Below are 19,090 nucleotides of genomic sequence, written 5' to 3' on the forward strand. Positions count from 1 at the left end.
AGATTGTCAAGTTACTACTTTTAGTTTTCTTGGTCTTCCTCATCATCTGTAACGGTTTCCACCTGAATCTGGTTCGGCGAGCGCCTGGAAAGCGCCGCGAATAATCCAACGGTAACGACTAAACTGGCAAGGCCCAGGTACCATGGCATATGGCTGTCTTTCATCGGGTCAGTGGTGGATTTTCCATGTTGGTACAGATAAGAGTAGACTACCATAGAGCCATTGTTGACGGCATGTATCAGGATCGCTAACCAGAGATTATTTGTGAGAACGTATACGGCTCCCAAAACCATGCCCAGCAAGGCAATCATGAGGAAATCCAGCATTTCGCCATGAACGGCACTAAAGATAATGCCGGTGAATACCACACTCAGCCAGCGTTGGCGGGTCATGTTGATCATCACCCGTTGTATAACTCCTCTGAACAATAATTCTTCTGCAATAGCGGGCACCACAGCCATGCACAATAAATTCAGCACCAGGTCATTGATTTTAGGCATGTACAGCATTGCCTTGATCAGCTCCTCATTTCTCCGTTGTATGTCAAAAGCAGAAGCAGGCAGGTTCCAGGTATGGTTCCATTCTCCCAGCACATTGGCAAACGGCATTACACAGAAGTATAACACGATTACCAGTAGAATTTGCATAAAAGAGTTTCTGGTCTTCAAACCCAGGTAGGTAGCGGGTTCGGGCTGCCAGAGGTAGCAGAATATTGCCGATGGTACAAAGAAGGCCGTGCAGGTATATATTGTTTGTATTAATCGCTGTGAGCCTATCAGACTGTGATCTGTAAGGACTTTCGTCTGCACCTCCAGCGCCGTATAGCCGGTAAGGTAAGGAGACAAAAGAGTTATTAACAGCAGGGATAATGCCAGGAAGCCTACGAAGAAGCCTATAATTGTAACGAACTGTAATATTGCTGGATACTGCTTTAGGTAGCCGTTCATAATTAAATACTCTATTAAAATGCGTAAATTTACAGCGTGAAATTAAGCATGCGGCAACAGTAAACCCAATATCTCTGCTGCATTTGCTAAAAATATATAAGTAATTACAATAATAACTACTGCCAGATAGGCCAGGGTTCACAATTTTATGGTGAAGATAGGTAATATTGAACTAGGGGAATTCCCACTTTTACTTGCGCCGATGGAAGACGTGAGTGATCCCCCATTCCGCGCGGTCTGTAAAGATAACGGGGCGGATCTCATGTATACGGAGTTTATCTCTTCGGAGGGACTTATCCGTGATGCAATTAAAAGTCGTCAGAAACTGGACATCTTCGATTACGAACGCCCGGTTGGTATTCAGATCTTTGGTGGCGATGAAGAACCACTGGCAATGGCCGCCCAGATCGTGGAGGCTACCAATCCCGACCTGCTGGACATCAACTTTGGATGCCCTGTAAAGAAGGTGGTTTGTAAAGGCGCCGGCGCCGGTATCCTCAAGGATATCCCTAAAATGGTAAGTCTTACCGCTGCCGTAGTGAAAGCTACCAAACTCCCTGTAACGGTGAAAACCCGCCTCGGATGGGATGATAATACCAAAAACATCGAAGAGGTAGCAGAAAGATTACAGGACGTAGGCATCAAAGCCCTCTCCATTCACGGCCGTACCCGTACCCAAATGTATAAGGGCAGCGCCGACTGGACACTCATCGGAAAAGTTAAAAATAACCCAAGAATTCATATACCCATCTTCGGCAACGGAGATATCAGCACACCGGAACAGGCCGTGGCAGCCCGCGCCAAATACGGTGTGGACGGTATCATGATCGGTCGTGCCGCTATCGGATATCCGTGGATTTTCCGTGAGATAAAGCATTTTATGAAAACCGGCGAACATTTGCCTCTGCCAACTGTTTTGGAAAGAGTACAGGTGTGTAAAAAACATTTACTCCAATCTGTAGCGTGGAAAGGTGATGTCGTTGGTATCCTCGAAATGCGCCGCCACTACACTAATTATCTGAAAGGGTTACCTCACATAAAGGAATTCAGACAACAATTAGTAACTTTAAAAACATTAGCTGAAATAGAGGAAGTCTTAGACGCAGTAGTGATTCAATATAAAGATCATATTTTTGATAGAACAACAACTCCCCAAGTGGCCGTGAATGACTTTCTGCCGGCCGATGATAAAATGGCCGGTTGTAACGTTTATGGTTAAACGCTAACCCCGGAAATCCAATAAATAAAAAATTACTTTCACATGACCACAATTAAAAATCTGAGAAACGAAGTCTGGAAAGACTTACAGATTAAAAACAAATCTGCCCTGCGTAAAAAATACGCTGTTTCAAACATGGGCCGAGTGATCAGTTATCATGAAAGTACGGAAGATGGTAAGCTTCTCACGGGTTCCACCGTTGAAGGCTATACGGTTTTGAATGTTAAACCCGCCGACAGCTACCAGTCACTCTACCTGCACAGAGAAGTTGCAAAGCTTTTTGTGAAAAGACCCGGCCGTGCACATAGGTATGTGATCCACCTCGATTACGACAAGAAAAACAACAAAGCAGGTAACCTGAAATGGGCCACCAAAGAAGAAATGGAAGCCCACCAGCAGAACAGCCCTGCCAAAAAAGCTTATAAAGAAAAACAACGTAACAGACTGAAAGGCCTGAAACTGAATGTTACCAAAGTGAAGAATATCAAACGCCTGCTCAACAAGCCCGGTAAGAAAACCATGAAACAGATAGCAGAACAGTTTGATATCAGCGAAATGCAGTTATATCGCATCAAAAGCGGTGAAAACTGGTCGCACGTAACACTGGATTAACGCCTGGTTTGCCAGGAATGATCTATATGATGTTGTCTGACAAAGGCCATACCACTGTGTGTGGCCTTTGTTACCTTTAGTTGATACTCCCCCGCTCCATCTCTGCCAGCATCTTCCGGTAATGGGCGCTTTCCATTAATACCGGCTCATATCCCATTATAATAACCTGTTTTCGTGCACGCGACAACGTTACCAACAGCTTTCTGTCTACCTCTATATCCGACTGCTCCCACCTGAACTGTCCTATACACTCCAGCGTCTGTACCTGCGCCGCATGGTACACCGCCAGCGAGACTATAATAATATCATTCTCAGAACCCTGAAAACGCTCCACGGTATCTATATTGATATGGACAGATTGTAAATCCGGCTCATTGGAAATCATCTCCCTGATCAAACTTATTTGTGTACGCCATGGTGTTACCACCCCTACTGTATCTTTATTAAATGCAGCACCATAAAGGTTTTTAAGATGCTTCAACAGTTCCGTTACACGCGCGGCTTCCGTCCTGTTCATCTTGGAGGTAGGCTCATACGGACTGGGAATAAACACCTTTCTACCTAAAGACAACACTTTATCCCAACTTCCGGCGACAGCTGTGTTATGTTCGAAAACCTCCTGCTGCTCCCGCTTTCCGGAAGAAAGCTGCCCTGCATAATAGTGATTGACCAATGCTGCGATACTGTCGTGCATACGGAAATGCGTATTCAGCATACCCCAGGAACGCCGCCACTGCTGGCTTTTACATTGCTGCATCAGCCGTTCAAAAATAGAAGAGCGTAAATCGTGAATGCCCAGCGTTTTGAGGGCCTCTCCTTTGGTACTACAGAAAAAGCTTTCCTGTGCCACCACCGGCGGAAGCTGGTTCTGATCACCGATCAGGATGAACTTGCGGAAAGGCATCAGTAAACCAAGCAACTGAGGCTCTGTCAGCTGAGAAGCCTCGTCGGCAATAAGTACATCAGCAGGAATCCCCATCATCAGCAACAACTCCAGTCGTGTAGCCATGGTGGCCACTGTGCCTACAAATACCCGGTGGCTGGTAATGAATTGCTTCGCTGCTTCGAGGGAGCCATTCAGGCAATGATCGCGGAGTTGCAGTGCGGAGTCGGTATTGCGGCCGCCCATCCGCAAATAAGGTATCTGACAGGCATCTAACTTAATAGAAATCTCCTCCACTGCCTTATTAGTAAAAGCAACTATAATAACGTGATTGCCTCTTTTTACCAGCTCATCTGCTATCGTAGTCAGCATGGCAGAGGTTTTGCCGGTACCCGGCGGACCTTGTAATAAATAGTAATCTTCCGCTTCGATAGCATCCCTAACTATCTGTTCCTGATTGTCGTTAAACATTTTTGGCAACGGAACAGGAAGCGCTTTAACAGCGGGAGACCTGAGGCCCAGCAGTTTTTCCGCCTTATAGCTGTACTGCGGTGCCAGCATATAAAAGAGCGATGCGGCAGCTGTCCAGTAGTTGGATTCGTATATATCGTGTTCGATGATCCATTCGTCGTACTGACGGAAGAAGTCCAGCGTCATCTGCCGGTTATTCAGAGAGAATACCAGGAAGTCTTTACCCAGCTCATCTATCCGTCCTTTCAGCAGCTGTTGCTGTAAGGGTGCCAGTTCCAGGCCGGTGCGCGGATAAATAATTGCCGTGTCCCCTACCCTGAAATTATGGCTCACAGCACCTACTATATCAAAAGTTACGGCGCTGCTGCTGGTATCGAATTCGCGGAATTGCAGGCCGGAAATAATATTGAAGCGGCCAGCCTTCTCTTTTTCGTCCTGTAGCCAGAGTGCCGCAAATCCATCGGCATCATCTTCCCGGTTTACTTCGGAAAACATCCCGCATTTTGCCTGTAGAAACTCGCGTAGGGTAAACGACAGATATTCTTTATAATAAGATTTACATACTTCAGATGCTTCCAGCCAGGCTTTTTCAAAGCCCATAAAAGGTTCCGCACTGAAAGAAGGCAGTCCTGCCGCGCTGGTGCTGTTGATAGTTGAAAGCACATCATATTCGCCGGCAGCCAGTCGGAGTAGCATGGACACCACCTCATTACGGAGTTGCAGCAGGGCATTTTCGCCGGCATGTGTACTGCTGACGTTGCGCAGTGGCTGCGAATCGGCTGCTGAATAAAGAATGGCCGAACTGCCTTTTCGCTGTGGGCCGAAGGCAGAACGTAGTAACAGGTTATAGCCGATAACCTGCATTTCGTGGTTTTTCCAGGTGTTGAAGTCTGGCGAACGACCACTTTTTAACTCAAAAATTTCTTTACGGTGAGGATCGGTATCATCTTCGGCCATGAGATCGAGTCGGCCCTGCAGTCCGTACATAGCGGAAAAGAAGGTCGGCTCTATCCTGATGGGTTTATCCTGCAGGTCTTTGACTGTCTGGTGGAGATTTCCCCAGTGCGACTCCCGGATTTCCCGGAACATCTCATTTATTTTATCGCGACCATATGCGGCAGCGTGCAGGACGTTATCCGCAACGGTTTCCTTAAAGGAGGTTTTGAAGTCAATTTCCTTGTTACGCAGCATTTCATCCAGCAGTGCGTTGACAAGGTTACCGCGGAAAGCTGCAGGACTGGAGCTTTGCGGCACCAGTTTGCGGACCAGGTATTGCAGTCTGTTCACGCCTTTATGGTTGAAGCATTCTGCCAGGTCACTGATGTCTATGAGTAAGTCGGGCTCCAGTACGAGCTGACTTTCTGCTGTGGTGGTGTAAAAATCGGGCAGGGAGTCATCTGGCGTATCCTGGTCTTCCTGGGCGCAGTGTAGCACATGAATAGAATCATAGGGCCGCAGCTGGCCATGTAGCGACATGACTGAAACTGAATCCAGTCCATCGAGGGAGAGCTGGAAGTTTCCCTGTTCATCATTTCTGACCTCCAGGACACAGGAGTATTTTCCCTGGGGATTGGTGACCAGTGGCCCTACTGCGGTAATCATGCACCGCAGCGATGGTATGGTGGCGGGTCTTTGCCGGAGGCTCCGGGAAAGGGTACGGTCGCCGGTATCGTAATAAAGTTCGGAGAGCTTTAGTGGTACTACTTCTTCATAAAACCAGGCTACAGATTCTGCCAGTGCTTTGATACAGAGCAGATGTTCTTCCGGTTGCAGCGGGAAGAGGGATTTTGTAGCGCGATTGGTGAGAATACGAAGGGTGGTTAATTGTTGTTGTATATCGGGAGATACTATTTCTTTATCGAAATAGAACTGCATGCGTGCGAACAGGTTACCGAAAGAACGGTGTTCTTCGCGGGTAAGGTCCCTGAAAAGGTGTTCCAGTATCAGTTTATAGAGCCTTACTTTTTCTTCCGGCTGCTGCTGGCCGGCGGCTTCGGTAATTCTGGCGTAAAACGCTGCTGCTTTGGTTGGTGCGCGCATTTATGCAAGATAATGCAATGCTGTACTTTTTGCATCAATCAGGCTTTTGTTTTACCTTTCTTAGGATTTATAGTGTAAACCTTTTTTTATGTCAGGCAAAAAGATAGCCATTATAGGTGGTGGAAATCTGGGATCGGCCATTGCCCAGGGATTGCTGAAGAGCGGTTTTTCAAAGGCGGGTGATATTACTATCACCAAAAGAAACACGGATACACTCGGGGAGCTGAAGGCTGCCGGTGTACAGGTGGAAAAAGATAATGCGGTGGCGATTCGCCAGTCGGAAGTGATTATAGTGGCGCTGAAGCCCTATAATGTGCGGGAAGTATTGCAGGAGTTCAGCGGTTTATTTGACCCTTCCAGGCAGATTCTTATCAGCGTGGTTACAGGTGTTAGTATAGATGATCTGGAGAGAATTGTGCCGGGTATGGCCGTGGTAAGGGCGATGCCGAATACAGCGATTGCCATTCAGGAATCGATGACCTGTTTGTGTTTCAAGCATGCAACACAAGAGCAGACAGATTATGTTACCAGCATGTTCAACCATATGGGAGCAGCCGTGAGCATTGATGAAAAGCTGATGGATGCCGCTACTGTATTGGGTGCATGTGGTATTGCCTATGCGTTGCGTTTTATCCGTGCCAATATCCAGGGAGGTATTGAGATTGGTTTTGATGCCCGTACCGCCAGTCTGATTGCTGCGCAAACCGTTAAGGGAGCAGCGGAACTGTTGATTCGTGAGAACCGTCACCCCGAGGAAGAAATAGATAAGGTAACTACTCCTAAAGGCTGTACTATAGCCGGTTTGAATGAAATGGAGCACCAGGGCTTCAGTTCATCGCTGATCAAAGGAATAACCGCATCTTACAATAAGATAGTGAAGGGATAATTATCTCCCCTGATTTCATTAATTATAGTGGATAACTGAAAATTTTTCCGAAGAGATATCGGAAGAGGATTGTATTGTCCGGGTTAATCTTTCCTGGGGTAATCGAAAAAGAGGAAAGTTTTTTTAGCGCGGTCGAAATCCTTCCAGTTATCGGTATCGGCCTGGATAGCGAATACGCCGGCAGTGGGGACATTGTCTATCCTGATTTCTTCGGTCAGGTAATTGGCAAAGTCTGTGATACCGGGATTGTGTGCAAAGATGGCCACGATGTTTAAGTCATCATCTATTTTGGTGATTACTTTGAGGAACGTGGATGCATAGCACAAATACAATTCTTCTTCCAGGAGGATCGCCTGTTTGGGGTAATGCCATACATCAGCCATTAATTTGGCGGTGGTGCGGGCTCTTTTAGCCGGGCTGGAGATCACCAGTTCGGGAACTACTCCTTTATCTCTCAGACGTTCTGCCATCTCAGGAGCATTCTGTTTTCCCCGTTTGTTAAGTGGCCGGTCGAAATCGTCCGTATCGGGATCGTTCCAGCTGGATTTAGCATGTCGGATTAGTAGCAATGTTTTCATGGGCTGAAAACCTGTTGTTTACAATAACGAAAATACAGAATAGGAATCGTTGTGATGTCATTTAAAATAAAATTAACATCGGAAAAGACAATAAAGTTGTTACACCCCGGAGATTGCCAATATTGTTTTCACGAAGAAGGGCAGCCCCGTCGGGGCTGCCCTTCTTCGTGTTTACCGGACGCCTTCGGCGTCCGGTAAACACGAAACCAGCAAAAAAAAGAGAGCACCGGATGGTGCCCTCTCTCAAAATTTATCAAGACTTCTCGTATAACGTATACCGTTAGTAACCTCTTTCGTTTTTACCTTCCATGAAGTTCATGAAAGCTTTGTTTACAACGCGGTTACCGCCCGGAGTTGGGTAGTCGCCGGTGAAGTACCAGTCGCCCAGGTTGTTAGGGCAGGCTTCGTGCAAGCTTTCGATGGATTGGTAAATAACTTCGATTTTAGCATTGATACCTTGTGGAGTAAGGATCTGTGCGATTTTATCAGAGATTTGTTGTGGTGTGAATGGTTTATAGACATTTTTCACCACGTTTTGTGCGTGCAGGGTGTTGGTACGTTCCAGCTCTTTACAGAGGCCGTAAGCTTCCTGCAGGATGTAATCCTTGCCTTGCTCTTTCAGGAGTGCGATAGCCGCCTGGAAGGCAACGAAGTCACCCATTTTACTCATATCGATACCATAGCAGTCAGGGTACCTGATCTGCGGAGCAGAAGAAACGATGATGATACGTTTAGGGCCGAGGCGGTCGAGCATTTTCACGATGCTTTCTTTCAGGGTGGTACCACGAACGATAGAATCGTCGATAACTACCAGTGAGTCTACGCCAGGTCTTACGGTACCGTAGGTGATATCGTACACGTGCTGTACCATTTCATTACGGCTGGAATCTTCTGTGATGAAGGTTCTCATTTTCACATCCTTGATCGCGATTTTGTCGATACGGATGCGACGGTTCACCATTTCGTTCAGTTTCTCTTCGTCGAAATCTTTACCCCAGGAAAGGATTCTTTCCACTTTAATTTTGTTGAGGTAGTCTTCCAGGCCTTTGAGGAGTCCGTAGAAGGCAACTTCAGCGGTATTAGGGATAAATGAGAAGATGGTATTACGAAGGTCGTTGTCGATAGCTTTGAGAACGGTGCCGGAGAGATTGCGTCCGAGGGCGGTACGTTCTTTATAGATTTTTTCATCATTACCTCTGGAGAAGTAGATCCTTTCGAAGCTGCAGGCTTTACGTTCTTTAGGTTCGAGGATTTGCTCAATAGCGTATTCGCCATTAGGTTTAACGATGAGGGCATTACCTGGCATCAGTTCCAGCACTTCATTTTCACCAACGTTGAAAGTGGTACGGATTGCGGCTCTTTCGGAGGCAGCTACGATCACATCGTCGTTGATATAGTAGTAGGAAGGACGGATACCGTGTGGATCGCGGATAACGAATGCGTCGCCGGTGCCGATGAGGCCGGCAGCATGGTAACCGCCATCGAATAAGGAGAATGCCTGTTGAAGGATGTGTTTGATGTCGAGGCCATTGCGGCGTACTTCATCTTCTTTGCTGATGAAGTGGTGTACCACTTCGAGCATGGCAGCGAGGTCGCTGTTTTTGTGTACTTCACCAGGGTTTGCGTTTACGAATTTGAAGAGTTCGTCAGCGTTTACGAGGTTGAAGTTGCCTGCCATAGCGAGGTTGCGGGCAGGGATGGTGTTATATCTTACGAAAGGATGGCAAAGTTCTACGTTGTTTTTACCCTGGGTAGCATAGCGAAGATGTCCCATGAGGAGTTCACCGAGAAATTTGAGGTGTCCTTTCATCAAACCCGGATATTTGGTGATTTCGGGTTGATACTTTTCGATTTCCTGAATCTCGTCCCTGATTTTGCTGAATACGTCGCCAATTGCCTGTGGGGCTGCGCTACGTACGCGGTGCATAAAGGGAACACCTGGTTCAGTGTCTAATTTTACAGCTGCAACACCAGCGCCATCCTGGCCTCTGTTGTGCTGCTTTTCCATGAGCAGATATAATTTATTCAGCCCATAAAAAACGGTCCCATATTTCTGTTGATAATAAGAGAACGGTTTTCTCAATCTAATAAATGCCAGTCCGCATTCATGCTTGATCGCATCACTCATGCCTGAAAATTGAAGATGCAAAGCTACGGCAAATAAAGTTAAAATCCGTCACGGGAGCGTAAGGCAGTTGTATAAACGGCAAGAGGGCCGCTGTGATACTACACTGCGGCCCTCTTGCAAAAAAGTTAAATATCTGCCTATTGCTTGGCTAGCTGCCCCATCCATTGACTGATATGGGTACAGTTTTTATATTCTGGATCTACGTGTACGTAGAATGTAGGAATCTTTTCCTTCAGCCATTTGTTGATAGCCTCCGCCTGTTTGATTTGGAGAGTACGTGCCTGAATACGGGAATAGTCGTCGTTCAGGTTTTCTCTGTGAGGCTGGCTGCGTGACTTCAGATAAACGATACGAACGGAAGTGCGGCCGTTTTCATCTGTAAACTGTGTTGGTTTGGAGATCTGGCCTGGCTTCAGGGTATCCAGCATCATTACGATGGCTTTGTCTGCCTCATCGTCCAGCTGGTCGATGGTGAGCAGGGTACCTTCACCGGTTTTGGACTGCAGCATACCACCGGTGAATTTGGCGGATTGCTCATCACTGAATTCGTTTACCGCTTCAGAGAAGGTCAATTTATTGTTCAGGATCAGGTTGCGGATAGAGTCCAGCTTGGTAGTAGCGGAGCTAAGGTCTGATTTTGTTACGGCAGCTCTTACGAGGATGTGTTGAACGGTAACGTTATCGCCCTGACGTTTGATCATCTGGATGATATGGTAGCCGTGCTGGGATTTAACCGGGCTGGAGATCTCTCCTTCTTTCAGACGGAAAGCTGCTGCCAGGAAGTCTGGGTCCCAGGTATTTTTATCATTACGGTTCAGGTTGTAGATACCTCTGTTTTCTTTTACGCCCGGATCTTCGGAGTAAAGGATGGCGAGGGAGCTAAAATCAGATTCTTTATTCAGCACGCGTTTTTTGAAATCGAGCAGGCGGTCGATGGCGTATTGGTCCATTTCGCGGGTAGCTTTAGGGCTGATAACGATCTGACCGATTTCCAGCTCAGATTCATAGAATTTGAGGCTGTCTTTAGGAATTGCGTCGAAATATCTTTTTACTTCAGAAGGGGTTACTTTCACCTGGTCGATGATTTTACCACGCATTGCCTGGGCGAGCAGACCTTCTTTAATAGGTGTGCGGAACCTTTCACGCAGCTGGTATACGGAGTAGCCGGTGATTTCCTTCATTTTATCTTTGGATCCGTAGAGCTGTTCGAAATAGCGGATACGGTTTTCCATCTGACCTTCGATATCGGCATCTGAAACGGGTAAGGAGTCGCGTTCGGCCTGAAGCACCATTACCTTTTGGGAAATCAGCATTTCCAGGGTATTGCAGGGTGCATCATGGGGCAATACGCCATCCACGGTATTACGCTGTTGATCAGCGAGGGCACCGTCCATGTCGGATTTGAGGATAATCTTATCCCCTACTATGCCTACAATCTTGTCTGCTATCAGTTTTTGCTGTGCCGAAGCGGCATGACCGAGCATTAAGGTGATAGCGGATAAAGCCAGAATTTTCTTCATACTAGTATCGTAAAGTTCAAAAATAACCAAATAACATTCAGTCCTGCACTAAAATTCTACGGATTTAACAAAAGTTTAGATCAGTACGGAAAAATACCGGATATCTCTATAAGAAAAAAAAAGCAGCGAAGGGATACTTCGCTGCTTTTAAGGATATAAAAGCCAGAGGCTTATAATGTTCTTTTAACTTCCACTTCTTCGAAACCTTCGACGATATCGCCTGGGCGGATATCGCTATAGTTACGCAGACTCAGACCGCATTCCATATTGGCGGCAACTTCTTTCACGTCTTCTTTATAACGTTTCAGGGAGCCGAGGTCTCCGGTATGAACTACGATACCGTCGCGAACGAGGTTTACGCGTGTGTTTCTCGCTAACTTGCCATCGAGTACGAAGCAACCAGCCACTGTAACCTTGTCGAATTTGTAGGTTTCGCGTACTTCGACGTTGCACACCACTTTCTTTTCGATTTTTGGTTCCAGCATACCTTCCATGGCGCTCTTAATTTCTTCGATAGCGTCATAGATGATGGAGTAGTTGCGGATCTCGATGTTTTCTTTCTCGGCGAGTTTAGCAGCCTGAGAAGAAGGACGCACCTGGAATCCGAGGATGATCGCGTCGGAGGCGGTAGCAAGGAGTACGTCGGATTCGGTGATCTGACCCACGGCCTTGTGAACGATACTAACCACGATCTCTTCAGTAGAGAGTTTCTGCAGGGAGTCGGACAGCGCTTCCACGGATCCGTCAAAGTCAGCTTTGAGGATGAGGTTGAGCTGTTTAAAGTTACCGAGTGCCAGACGGCGACCGATTTCGTCGAGGGTGATATGTTTCTTGGTACGGATACCTTGTTCGCGAACGATCTGGGCGCGGCGGTTAGCCACTTCTTTTGCTTCAGATTCGTTTTCGTACATTTTGAATTTCTCACCTGCCTGCGGCGCACCGTTCAGGCCGAGCACCTGTACTGGCATGGAAGGACCTGCTTCATCCATTTTCTGACCACGTTCGTTGAACATGGCTTTGATTTTACCGTAGAAGGAACCGGATACGATGGTATCGCCCTGACGGAGGGTACCATTTTGTACCAGGAGGGAGGCAACGTAACCGCGGCCTTTATCCAGGGATGCTTCCACGATAGAACCGGAACCTTCGCGATTTGGATTTGCTTTCAGTTCGAGGAGTTCAGCTTCCAGCAGTAATTTTTCCAGGAGGAGGTCGATGTTCAGACCGCTCTTGGCAGATATTTCCTGGCTTTGATATTTACCACCCCAGTCTTCAACGAGGAGGTTCATACCAGCGAGTTGTTCTTTAATTTTCTCAGGGTTGGATCCTTCTTTATCCACTTTGTTGATAGCGAATACCATTGGGAGTCCGGCAGCCTGAGAGTGGGATATTGCTTCACGAGTTTGCGGCATGATGGCATCATCAGCAGCGATTACGATTACAGCGATATCAGCAGCTTTCGCACCACGGGCACGCATCGCGGTAAACGCTTCGTGACCAGGGGTATCGAGGAAGGTGATTTTTTTACCACCGCTGGTAGTTACCTGGTAAGCACCGATGTGCTGGGTAATACCGCCGGCTTCACCTGCTACTACGTTAGCATTACGGATATAGTCGAGCAGGGACGTTTTACCGTGGTCTACGTGACCCATGATCGTAACGATTGGTGCACGTGGTTCCAGGTCTTCCGGAGCATCTACTTCTTCTACTTCTTCTGCATCTTCAACGGCGTCGAGACCGATAAATTCAACTTCATATCCAAATTCGCCGGATACGAGTTCGATTACTTCGGCGTCGAGGCGTTGGTTGATGGACACCATGATACCGAGGCCCATACATTTGGAGATAACTTCGGCGAAGCTAACATCCATCAGGTTAGCGAGTTCGCTAACGGAGATGAATTCAGTTACCTGGAGTTTATTATCCTGGCCGTGCTGGTTAGCTCTTTCGTTGGCTCTCTCTTCGCGTTTTTCGCGACGGTGTTTGGCTTTTACGCCTTTACCGCGGGTATTGCCGGAGAGTTTGGCCATTGTCTCCTTGATCTTATTCTGGATCTCGTTTTTGTCGATTTCTTTTTCTTCAGGGGTGCGTTTATCATCGCGGTTATTGGCACCGTGTCTGTTATAGCCACCACCCTGACCTGGGCGATTAAAGTTGCCACCTTGTCTGTTCTGACCGTAGCCACCGCCGCCCTGGCGATTGAATCCGCCGCCTTGCTGGCCACCAGGTCTGTTCTGACCGTGTTGTCCGCCGCCGGGACGATTACCACCACCTTGACCGCCGCCTTGCTGGTTACGGTTTTGGTTGCGATTATCGCCGTGTTGTCCGCCACCAGGTCTGTTCTGACCACCGTGTTGTCCACCACCTTGTCTGTTTTGACCGTGCTGACCGCCACCATGCTGACCCTGACCTTGTCCGCCGCGGTTATCGCGGTTTCCGTGTTGGTTATCGCGGTTGCCATGGTTGCCGTGTCCACCACCTTGATTATCATGACGTGGGCGGTCGCCTTCTTTGCGTTCGCCGTCTTTGAAGTCACGTGGCTGGATTGGTTCAGGTTTTTTCTCGACGATGATACGTTTACGTTTACGTTTTTCGTCGCGGTCCTTATTGAAGTTAGATTTATTATTATCTCTTCTGTCGGATTGTACCGGCAGTTCGATTTTGCCGATAACTTTAGGACCGGTCAATTTTTCAGCCTGAATATTTTCGATAACGTTTCCGGCCTGTTCGGTGTTAGCCGCAGGAGCCTGGGTATTGTTATCGTTGTTTTTCGTTTCTTCCTTAACAGGAAGTTTAACTGGAATCGCCGGTTCTTTGATTGCTGCAGCCGGTTTAGCCTCTTGTAATACTTCTTCCACTTTATTAACTACAGGTTTATCTTCAACCGGTGCGGCTTTTTCCGTTTTAACTGTCGTATCGGTTTTGTCTGTTTTCGCTACATTCTCAACAGGAGCCGGGGCAGGTTTGGCTGCAGGTGCTTTTTCAGCAGCAGGTGCTTTTTCTGTTTTAGGCTCAGTAACGGCTGCAGGAGCAGGTGCTGGTGCCGGTGTTTTTTCAGGACTGGCAGGAGCTGGCGGTGGAGTTACCGGTGCAGCAGGTGCTGGTTCTGGTTTTTTCTCGGCAACAGGTGCTGGAGTAGGCGCTGGCGTTGGCTGTGGAGCAGGAGTTTCTGCTTTAGGCTGAGGTGCCGGCGTTTCTGCAGGTTTTGCTGTTGGTTCCTGTTTAGGCTGTTCTTTTTGAGCAGCTGGTGCAGGAGCAGGTTTTTTGGCAGCACCTTTATTAATGGCATCGAGATCGATGGTCGTGATGACGCGAGGCCCGTTAATTTTAGGTGCTTCAGTTTTCACTACATCCGGTTCGGCAGGCGGTGCCTGTGGTTTAGGAGATTCCGCCACCGGGGGAGGTGGTGTAACGGGAGCTGCTGGTTCCTTTACCGGAGGAGTAGATGGAGCTTGTGCCTGAGGTTCCTGTTTAGGGGTTTCCTTAACAGGTTCAGGTTTAGGTTCCGTTTTAGGAGCTTCCTGAGCTGGAGCTGCCTCTTCTTTGTCTTTGCTAGTGTTCTTTTTCGCCGCAGCCTCCGCTTCCTCTTTTTCTTTCTTCTTCGTATCTAACACGCTTCCTTTGGGCAGGGCTATCTGGTCGCTTTTGCGCTTATTAGCCTTGTCCTGTTGGAACTCCGACTGCAGCGCTTGGTACATGACAGCCGTGAGGCGGGCATTTGGCGAACCAAAGCCACCCATGTCGAAGCCTTTATTGGAAAGATAGTCTATAAGCGTTTCTTTACCAATATTAAACTCTTTGGCTGCGGCCAGCAATCGTGGTGTGTTGTTTGTTGTTTCAGGCATATCGTAGTTCGGGCCTCCCCTGTTTCCCGTTTCTTCCAAACGGGTTGTTTTTTTACGTTTAAACAATAACTCGAAAAATCCAATTCCCCTTCTAATAAGCCCTTTACCTGGGAAGGGTTCTGGCTGGGCTTTATTCTTTGTCAAACTCTTCTTGCAATATTCTTCTAATATCCTGCACTGTCTCTTCTTCCAGATCAGAACGGCGTACCAGTTCTTCTGTAGTCAGCTCTAATACGCTGCGGGCAGTGTCACAACCTATTCGCTTCAATTCATCTATGATCCATTCTTCGATTTCGTCAGAGAATTCTTCGAGATCGATATCAAACTCGGATTGTTCCTGTTGTTCGTCGCGGAATACGTCGATTTCGTATCCGGTCAGTTCGCAGGCGAGTTTAATATTTACGCCTTTTTTACCGATGGCCAGGGAAACCTGGTCAGGGTTGAGGTAAACGGAGGCGTATTTATTTTCGTTATCCACTTCCATCCGGCTGATTCTTGCAGGTGTTAACGAGCGTTGTATCAGGAGCTGGATGTTGGCGGTAAAGTTAATGATATCAATATTTTCGTTTCTGAGTTCGCGAACGATACCGTGGATACGGCTACCTTTCATACCCACGCAGGCACCTACAGGGTCGATACGGTCGTCATAGGATTCAACAGCCACTTTGGCTCTTTCTCCTGGTTCACGAACGATTTTCTTGATAACGATCAGGCCGTCAAAGATCTCAGGAACTTCAATTTCCAATAATTTAGCCAGGAAGGATGGGTGTGTACGGGAAAGAATGATGAGTGGGGCATTATTCTTCATTTCCACCTTTTTCACCACCGCTCTAACGTTTTCCCCTTTTTTGAAATAATCAGTGGGGATTTGTTCGGCTTTTGGCAAAATTAATTCATTCCCTTCATCATCAAGCAATAAAACTTCTTTTTTCCAAACCTGGTAAACTTCACCGGTTACAATTTCACCGGCTTTATCAGCATATTTCTTTACGAGAATGTTCTTTTTGAGGTCTCCGATGCGTGCAGACAGCGTTTGTTTTGCTGCGAGGATTGCGCGGCGTCCGAAGTCCATGATATCTACTTCTTCGTAGAGGTCTTCTCCGATTTCCAGATCTTTTTCGATGCTAATAGCCTCAGAATAAGCGATTTGTGCATTGTCGTCTTCCACTTCACCATCTTCAACTACCAGACGACGACGTAATATTTCAAGGTCTCCTTTTTCTGTATTTACAATGACGTCAAAGTTCTCATCAGAGCCATACTTTTTTCTCAGCAGCGTTTTGAACACATCTTCCAGAACCTTCATCAACGTAGGACGGTCAATGTTTTCCGCCTCCTTGAACTCAGAGAATGACTCAATCAGGTTAATACTAGCCATGTTTATCTATTATATTTTAAAACACAATGCACACTTTCGTATGCTTGATTTCATCGAAATTTATTTCAGTAGTTTTTTTCTCTTTTTTCTTGCCGATCTGCTCTTCAATGGTAAAGTTGCTGTCGGATACCGCCATCAGGGTGCCTTCTTTAGCACTTCCATCCGGGAAGGTAACCTCCACTTTACGACCAATATTTTTGAGATACTGTCTGTGCAGTTTCAATGGCTCATCCAGTCCGGGAGAAGAAACCTCCAGCGAGAAGTCATTGTCAGGAAACAGGGCTGCTTCCTCCAGCAGGGCATATAACGCACGGTTGAAAGATACTAATTTTTCAACAGGTACGCCTTTATCTCCGTCTAAAAAGAGCTTAATATTGTTTGTGGGCTTTATTCTGATATCTACCAGAAAATTATCGGGATCATTGGCCAGCAGACCCTCTGCCAGTTCCCGGATTGCTGTTATCACGTGTTCGTTTGCCATACAAAAAGCGCGAAGGGGCCGATATCTCGTCCCCTTCGTTTGAATCATTTTTCCTACGCAAAATTAGGATTTTATTTCGATTCTAAAAGTTTTTCTCTCTTAAAACCAATAATTTTCTCCATTTTATTATCGTATATTCGATTTGTATAATGTTTGCCCCGCTGCCAGGATCTTCGAAACAAATTTAATCATCTCATGCAACGTAATACTACCTATTGGTGTCTTTTTATATAGGAGATATAGAACGTGCAGTTGTTGCCATTATCGATTTATAATTATTTTTTATATGAATAACTTTTCATACAATATGTTACCCGGTATTGAGCCGGAGGAGAAAATCTGGTTAGATCAGTTAACCAGCGCATATACCCAGGAAAAAAAAGATAAGTTTTTAATGTTATATCAAAGCAAAAGAAGGGATCCGCAGTCGATATTGATATTCACTTTGTTAGGTTTGGTCGGGTTTGCGGGGGTGCACAGATTTGTAACTGACAGGATTGGTTTAGGGATTATATATTTTTTTACCTGCGGTATTTTCTTTTTAGGTACGCTGATAGATGCGATTAATTATAAAAGAATCGCCTGGGACTTTAATAAACGCGAAGCAGTTAAGTGTTCGCAAATGATTGACTTATAGTTAAAGAAAACTTAAATACCCCATCTTTTTCCGGCTGGAAACTGATATTCCGCTACCTTTGGTGTATGGTGTTAAAGTATTTATTTCTATTTTTTGTACTCTATCTGCTGTATAAGATTGTATTCGGATTTGTAATACCCGTATACAAAGCGACCAGGCAGTTACGCCAGCAGATGAATGGAATGCAGGACGCAATGCGCCAGCAGTACGAGAGCCAGCAGGCTTACCAGGAGCATCCTGAACAAACGACGCAAGCTAAAGGAACACAGCCGCCGAAATCTACGGATCGGGGTGAATATATTGATTTTGAAGAAATTAAATAGTAAAGAAAAAGTCTCTACCTTGTAGAGACTTTTTTTATGCAGATAAAGGTTTGAATATTTCAAGTATTGTTTTGGGCGCCTGCAGATGAATGGTTTGCAGTCCGATTGCTTTAGCGCCATCAATGTTTGGCAGGGTATCATCAATAAAAACTGTCTCCCCTGCTATGAGTCCGTTTTCCTCCAGGACCATCTCATAACTTTCTCTGTCAGGTTTACGGCAACCCATTAAATGAGAATAATAAGTTTTATCAAAGAATGCTCCCAGCGAAGGAATGCCCCTTGATTCCATCAGAATTTTATTGAATGCATCCAGGTGGATAGCATTGGTATTACTTAACAGGAAAAGATTATACTGCTGGCGTAGCTGTTGTAGTAATTGGAGTCTTGCTACCGGGAAATCGAGTAACATGGCATTCCAGGCATCAATAATCTGTGCGTCCGTGATATTTTCGGGAAGGTATTTATGCATGGTAGCCAGAAATTCCGCTGTGCTGACGTGCCCCGTTTCGAGTCCGTTGAAAAGGTCGGAGCCCTTGAACTGGCCGTATAGCTCATGAAAATTCTCTACACCAAGGGCTGTAAAAGCGTCGTTCGTCTTTTTGTAATCCAGGTTCAGGATCACTCCTCCCAGATCAAAAATGATATTTTTAATTCCCTGCATATAGTCTTTATTTGACCACAAAATAACAGGCTTTTTTCTAGAGTATATACGTGGCAGTTATATAGAAAAAATATTTTTTAGGTTAATTGAAGAAAATAATTAATTTTGCCGTCCCTCGAAAGAGGGGAAACCTTCGTTCTCAGGAACAGCTCCTATAGCTCAGTTGGTTAGAGCACCTGACTCATAATCAGGGGGTCACAGGATCATGCCCTGTTGGGAGCACATAATGGTAAAGGCTTTTAGCGTATTGGCGCTGAAAGCCTTTTTTCGTTTGATACATGTTTTGATACATGTTTTGGAGAATGGAGGCTGATATTGGTTTTACGAAAAAATGACACTTGTCAAGATCATTTTCATTCTTACCCTTCTGTCTATGTGGAGCAATTTTGAAAACCCATCTTTGATTAATCAAGCCGAAAATATTTAAGTCGCATTGATTTTTTAAGTTATATTTTTATGCTAGCACTGACAGAAGTGTGCC

Annotated in this window: 14 protein-coding genes and 1 tRNA gene; 6 read left to right on the forward strand and 9 right to left on the reverse strand. The window is 46.2% G+C overall.

Annotated features, from left to right (window positions below):
• Nucleotides 1–20: 20 nt before the first annotated feature.
• On the reverse strand, nucleotides 21–947 hold the full coding sequence (locus tag F3J22_RS03260) for a CPBP family intramembrane glutamic endopeptidase (RefSeq protein ID WP_167014246.1): 927 nt from the start codon (nucleotides 945–947) through the stop codon (nucleotides 21–23).
• A 148-nt stretch (nucleotides 948–1,095) separates the two neighbouring features.
• Here F3J22_RS03260 and dusB point away from each other — a divergent pair, with 148 nt between their 5' ends.
• Both dusB and F3J22_RS03270 read left to right on the forward strand, forming a co-directional pair.
• Complete coding sequence (gene dusB / locus F3J22_RS03265) at nucleotides 1,096–2,166, forward strand: tRNA dihydrouridine synthase DusB (RefSeq protein ID WP_167014248.1); 1,071 nt, start codon at nucleotides 1,096–1,098, stop codon at nucleotides 2,164–2,166.
• Nucleotides 2,167–2,208: 42 nt separating this feature from the next.
• Nucleotides 2,209–2,778: an NUMOD4 domain-containing protein gene (locus F3J22_RS03270; protein ID WP_167014250.1), complete on the forward strand. Its 570-nt coding sequence runs from the start codon at nucleotides 2,209–2,211 to the stop codon at nucleotides 2,776–2,778.
• Between the two features lie 76 nt (nucleotides 2,779–2,854).
• Here the strand turns inward: F3J22_RS03270 and F3J22_RS03275 are convergent, their stop codons facing one another.
• On the reverse strand, nucleotides 2,855–6,172 hold the full coding sequence (locus tag F3J22_RS03275; protein WP_167014252.1) for an AAA domain-containing protein: 3,318 nt from the start codon (nucleotides 6,170–6,172) through the stop codon (nucleotides 2,855–2,857).
• Between the two features lie 88 nt (nucleotides 6,173–6,260).
• Here F3J22_RS03275 and proC point away from each other — a divergent pair, with 88 nt between their 5' ends.
• Nucleotides 6,261–7,058 carry a pyrroline-5-carboxylate reductase gene (proC, locus tag F3J22_RS03280; RefSeq protein ID WP_167014254.1) on the forward strand — a complete coding sequence of 266 codons (798 nt, stop codon included), beginning with the start codon at nucleotides 6,261–6,263 and terminating at the stop codon, nucleotides 7,056–7,058.
• Nucleotides 7,059–7,141: 83 nt separating this feature from the next.
• Here the strand turns inward: proC and F3J22_RS03285 are convergent, their stop codons facing one another.
• From F3J22_RS03285 to rimP, 6 genes are all read right to left on the reverse strand, one after another.
• Nucleotides 7,142–7,636: a histidine phosphatase family protein gene (locus F3J22_RS03285; RefSeq protein ID WP_167014257.1), complete on the reverse strand. Its 495-nt coding sequence runs from the start codon at nucleotides 7,634–7,636 to the stop codon at nucleotides 7,142–7,144.
• Nucleotides 7,637–7,916: 280 nt separating this feature from the next.
• Nucleotides 7,917–9,644, reverse strand: coding sequence for an amidophosphoribosyltransferase (locus tag F3J22_RS03290; protein WP_240154992.1), 1,728 nt, complete (start codon nucleotides 9,642–9,644; stop codon nucleotides 7,917–7,919).
• A 257-nt stretch (nucleotides 9,645–9,901) separates the two neighbouring features.
• Nucleotides 9,902–11,284 (reverse strand): peptidylprolyl isomerase, encoded by a 1,383-nt coding sequence (locus tag F3J22_RS03295; protein WP_167014261.1) that lies wholly within the window; start codon nucleotides 11,282–11,284, stop codon nucleotides 9,902–9,904.
• A gap of 170 nt (nucleotides 11,285–11,454) precedes the next feature.
• On the reverse strand, nucleotides 11,455–15,168 hold the full coding sequence (gene infB / locus F3J22_RS03300; protein WP_240154993.1) for a translation initiation factor IF-2: 3,714 nt from the start codon (nucleotides 15,166–15,168) through the stop codon (nucleotides 11,455–11,457).
• Between the two features lie 91 nt (nucleotides 15,169–15,259).
• Nucleotides 15,260–16,507 carry a transcription termination factor NusA gene (gene nusA, locus F3J22_RS03305; RefSeq protein WP_167014263.1) on the reverse strand — a complete coding sequence of 416 codons (1,248 nt, stop codon included), beginning with the start codon at nucleotides 16,505–16,507 and terminating at the stop codon, nucleotides 15,260–15,262.
• A gap of 16 nt (nucleotides 16,508–16,523) precedes the next feature.
• The gene (gene rimP, locus F3J22_RS03310) at nucleotides 16,524–16,988 is read right to left on the reverse strand and encodes a ribosome maturation factor RimP (RefSeq protein WP_240154994.1); all 465 of its coding nucleotides are present in this window, start codon (nucleotides 16,986–16,988) and stop codon (nucleotides 16,524–16,526) included.
• 286 nt (nucleotides 16,989–17,274) lie between these two features.
• On the opposite strand from rimP, the gene F3J22_RS03315 reads away from it, so the two are divergent.
• Together F3J22_RS03315 and F3J22_RS03320 are read left to right on the forward strand one after the other, a co-directional pair.
• The gene (locus F3J22_RS03315; protein ID WP_167014267.1) at nucleotides 17,275–17,625 is read left to right on the forward strand and encodes a TM2 domain-containing protein; all 351 of its coding nucleotides are present in this window, start codon (nucleotides 17,275–17,277) and stop codon (nucleotides 17,623–17,625) included.
• A 65-nt stretch (nucleotides 17,626–17,690) separates the two neighbouring features.
• The gene (locus F3J22_RS03320) at nucleotides 17,691–17,948 is read left to right on the forward strand and encodes a DUF4834 family protein (RefSeq protein ID WP_167014269.1); all 258 of its coding nucleotides are present in this window, start codon (nucleotides 17,691–17,693) and stop codon (nucleotides 17,946–17,948) included.
• A gap of 34 nt (nucleotides 17,949–17,982) precedes the next feature.
• Here the strand turns inward: F3J22_RS03320 and F3J22_RS03325 are convergent, their stop codons facing one another.
• A complete protein-coding gene (locus F3J22_RS03325) occupies nucleotides 17,983–18,609 on the reverse strand; it encodes an HAD family phosphatase (protein WP_167014271.1) in 627 nt (208 codons plus the stop codon).
• Nucleotides 18,610–18,757: 148 nt separating this feature from the next.
• On the opposite strand from F3J22_RS03325, the gene F3J22_RS03330 reads away from it, so the two are divergent.
• Nucleotides 18,758–18,831, forward strand: a tRNA-Ile gene (locus F3J22_RS03330).
• The last annotated feature ends 259 nt before the right edge of the window (nucleotides 18,832–19,090 follow it).

Source organism: Chitinophaga sp. Cy-1792 (assembly GCF_011752935.1).
In the GTDB taxonomy this organism is placed as follows: domain Bacteria; phylum Bacteroidota; class Bacteroidia; order Chitinophagales; family Chitinophagaceae; genus Chitinophaga.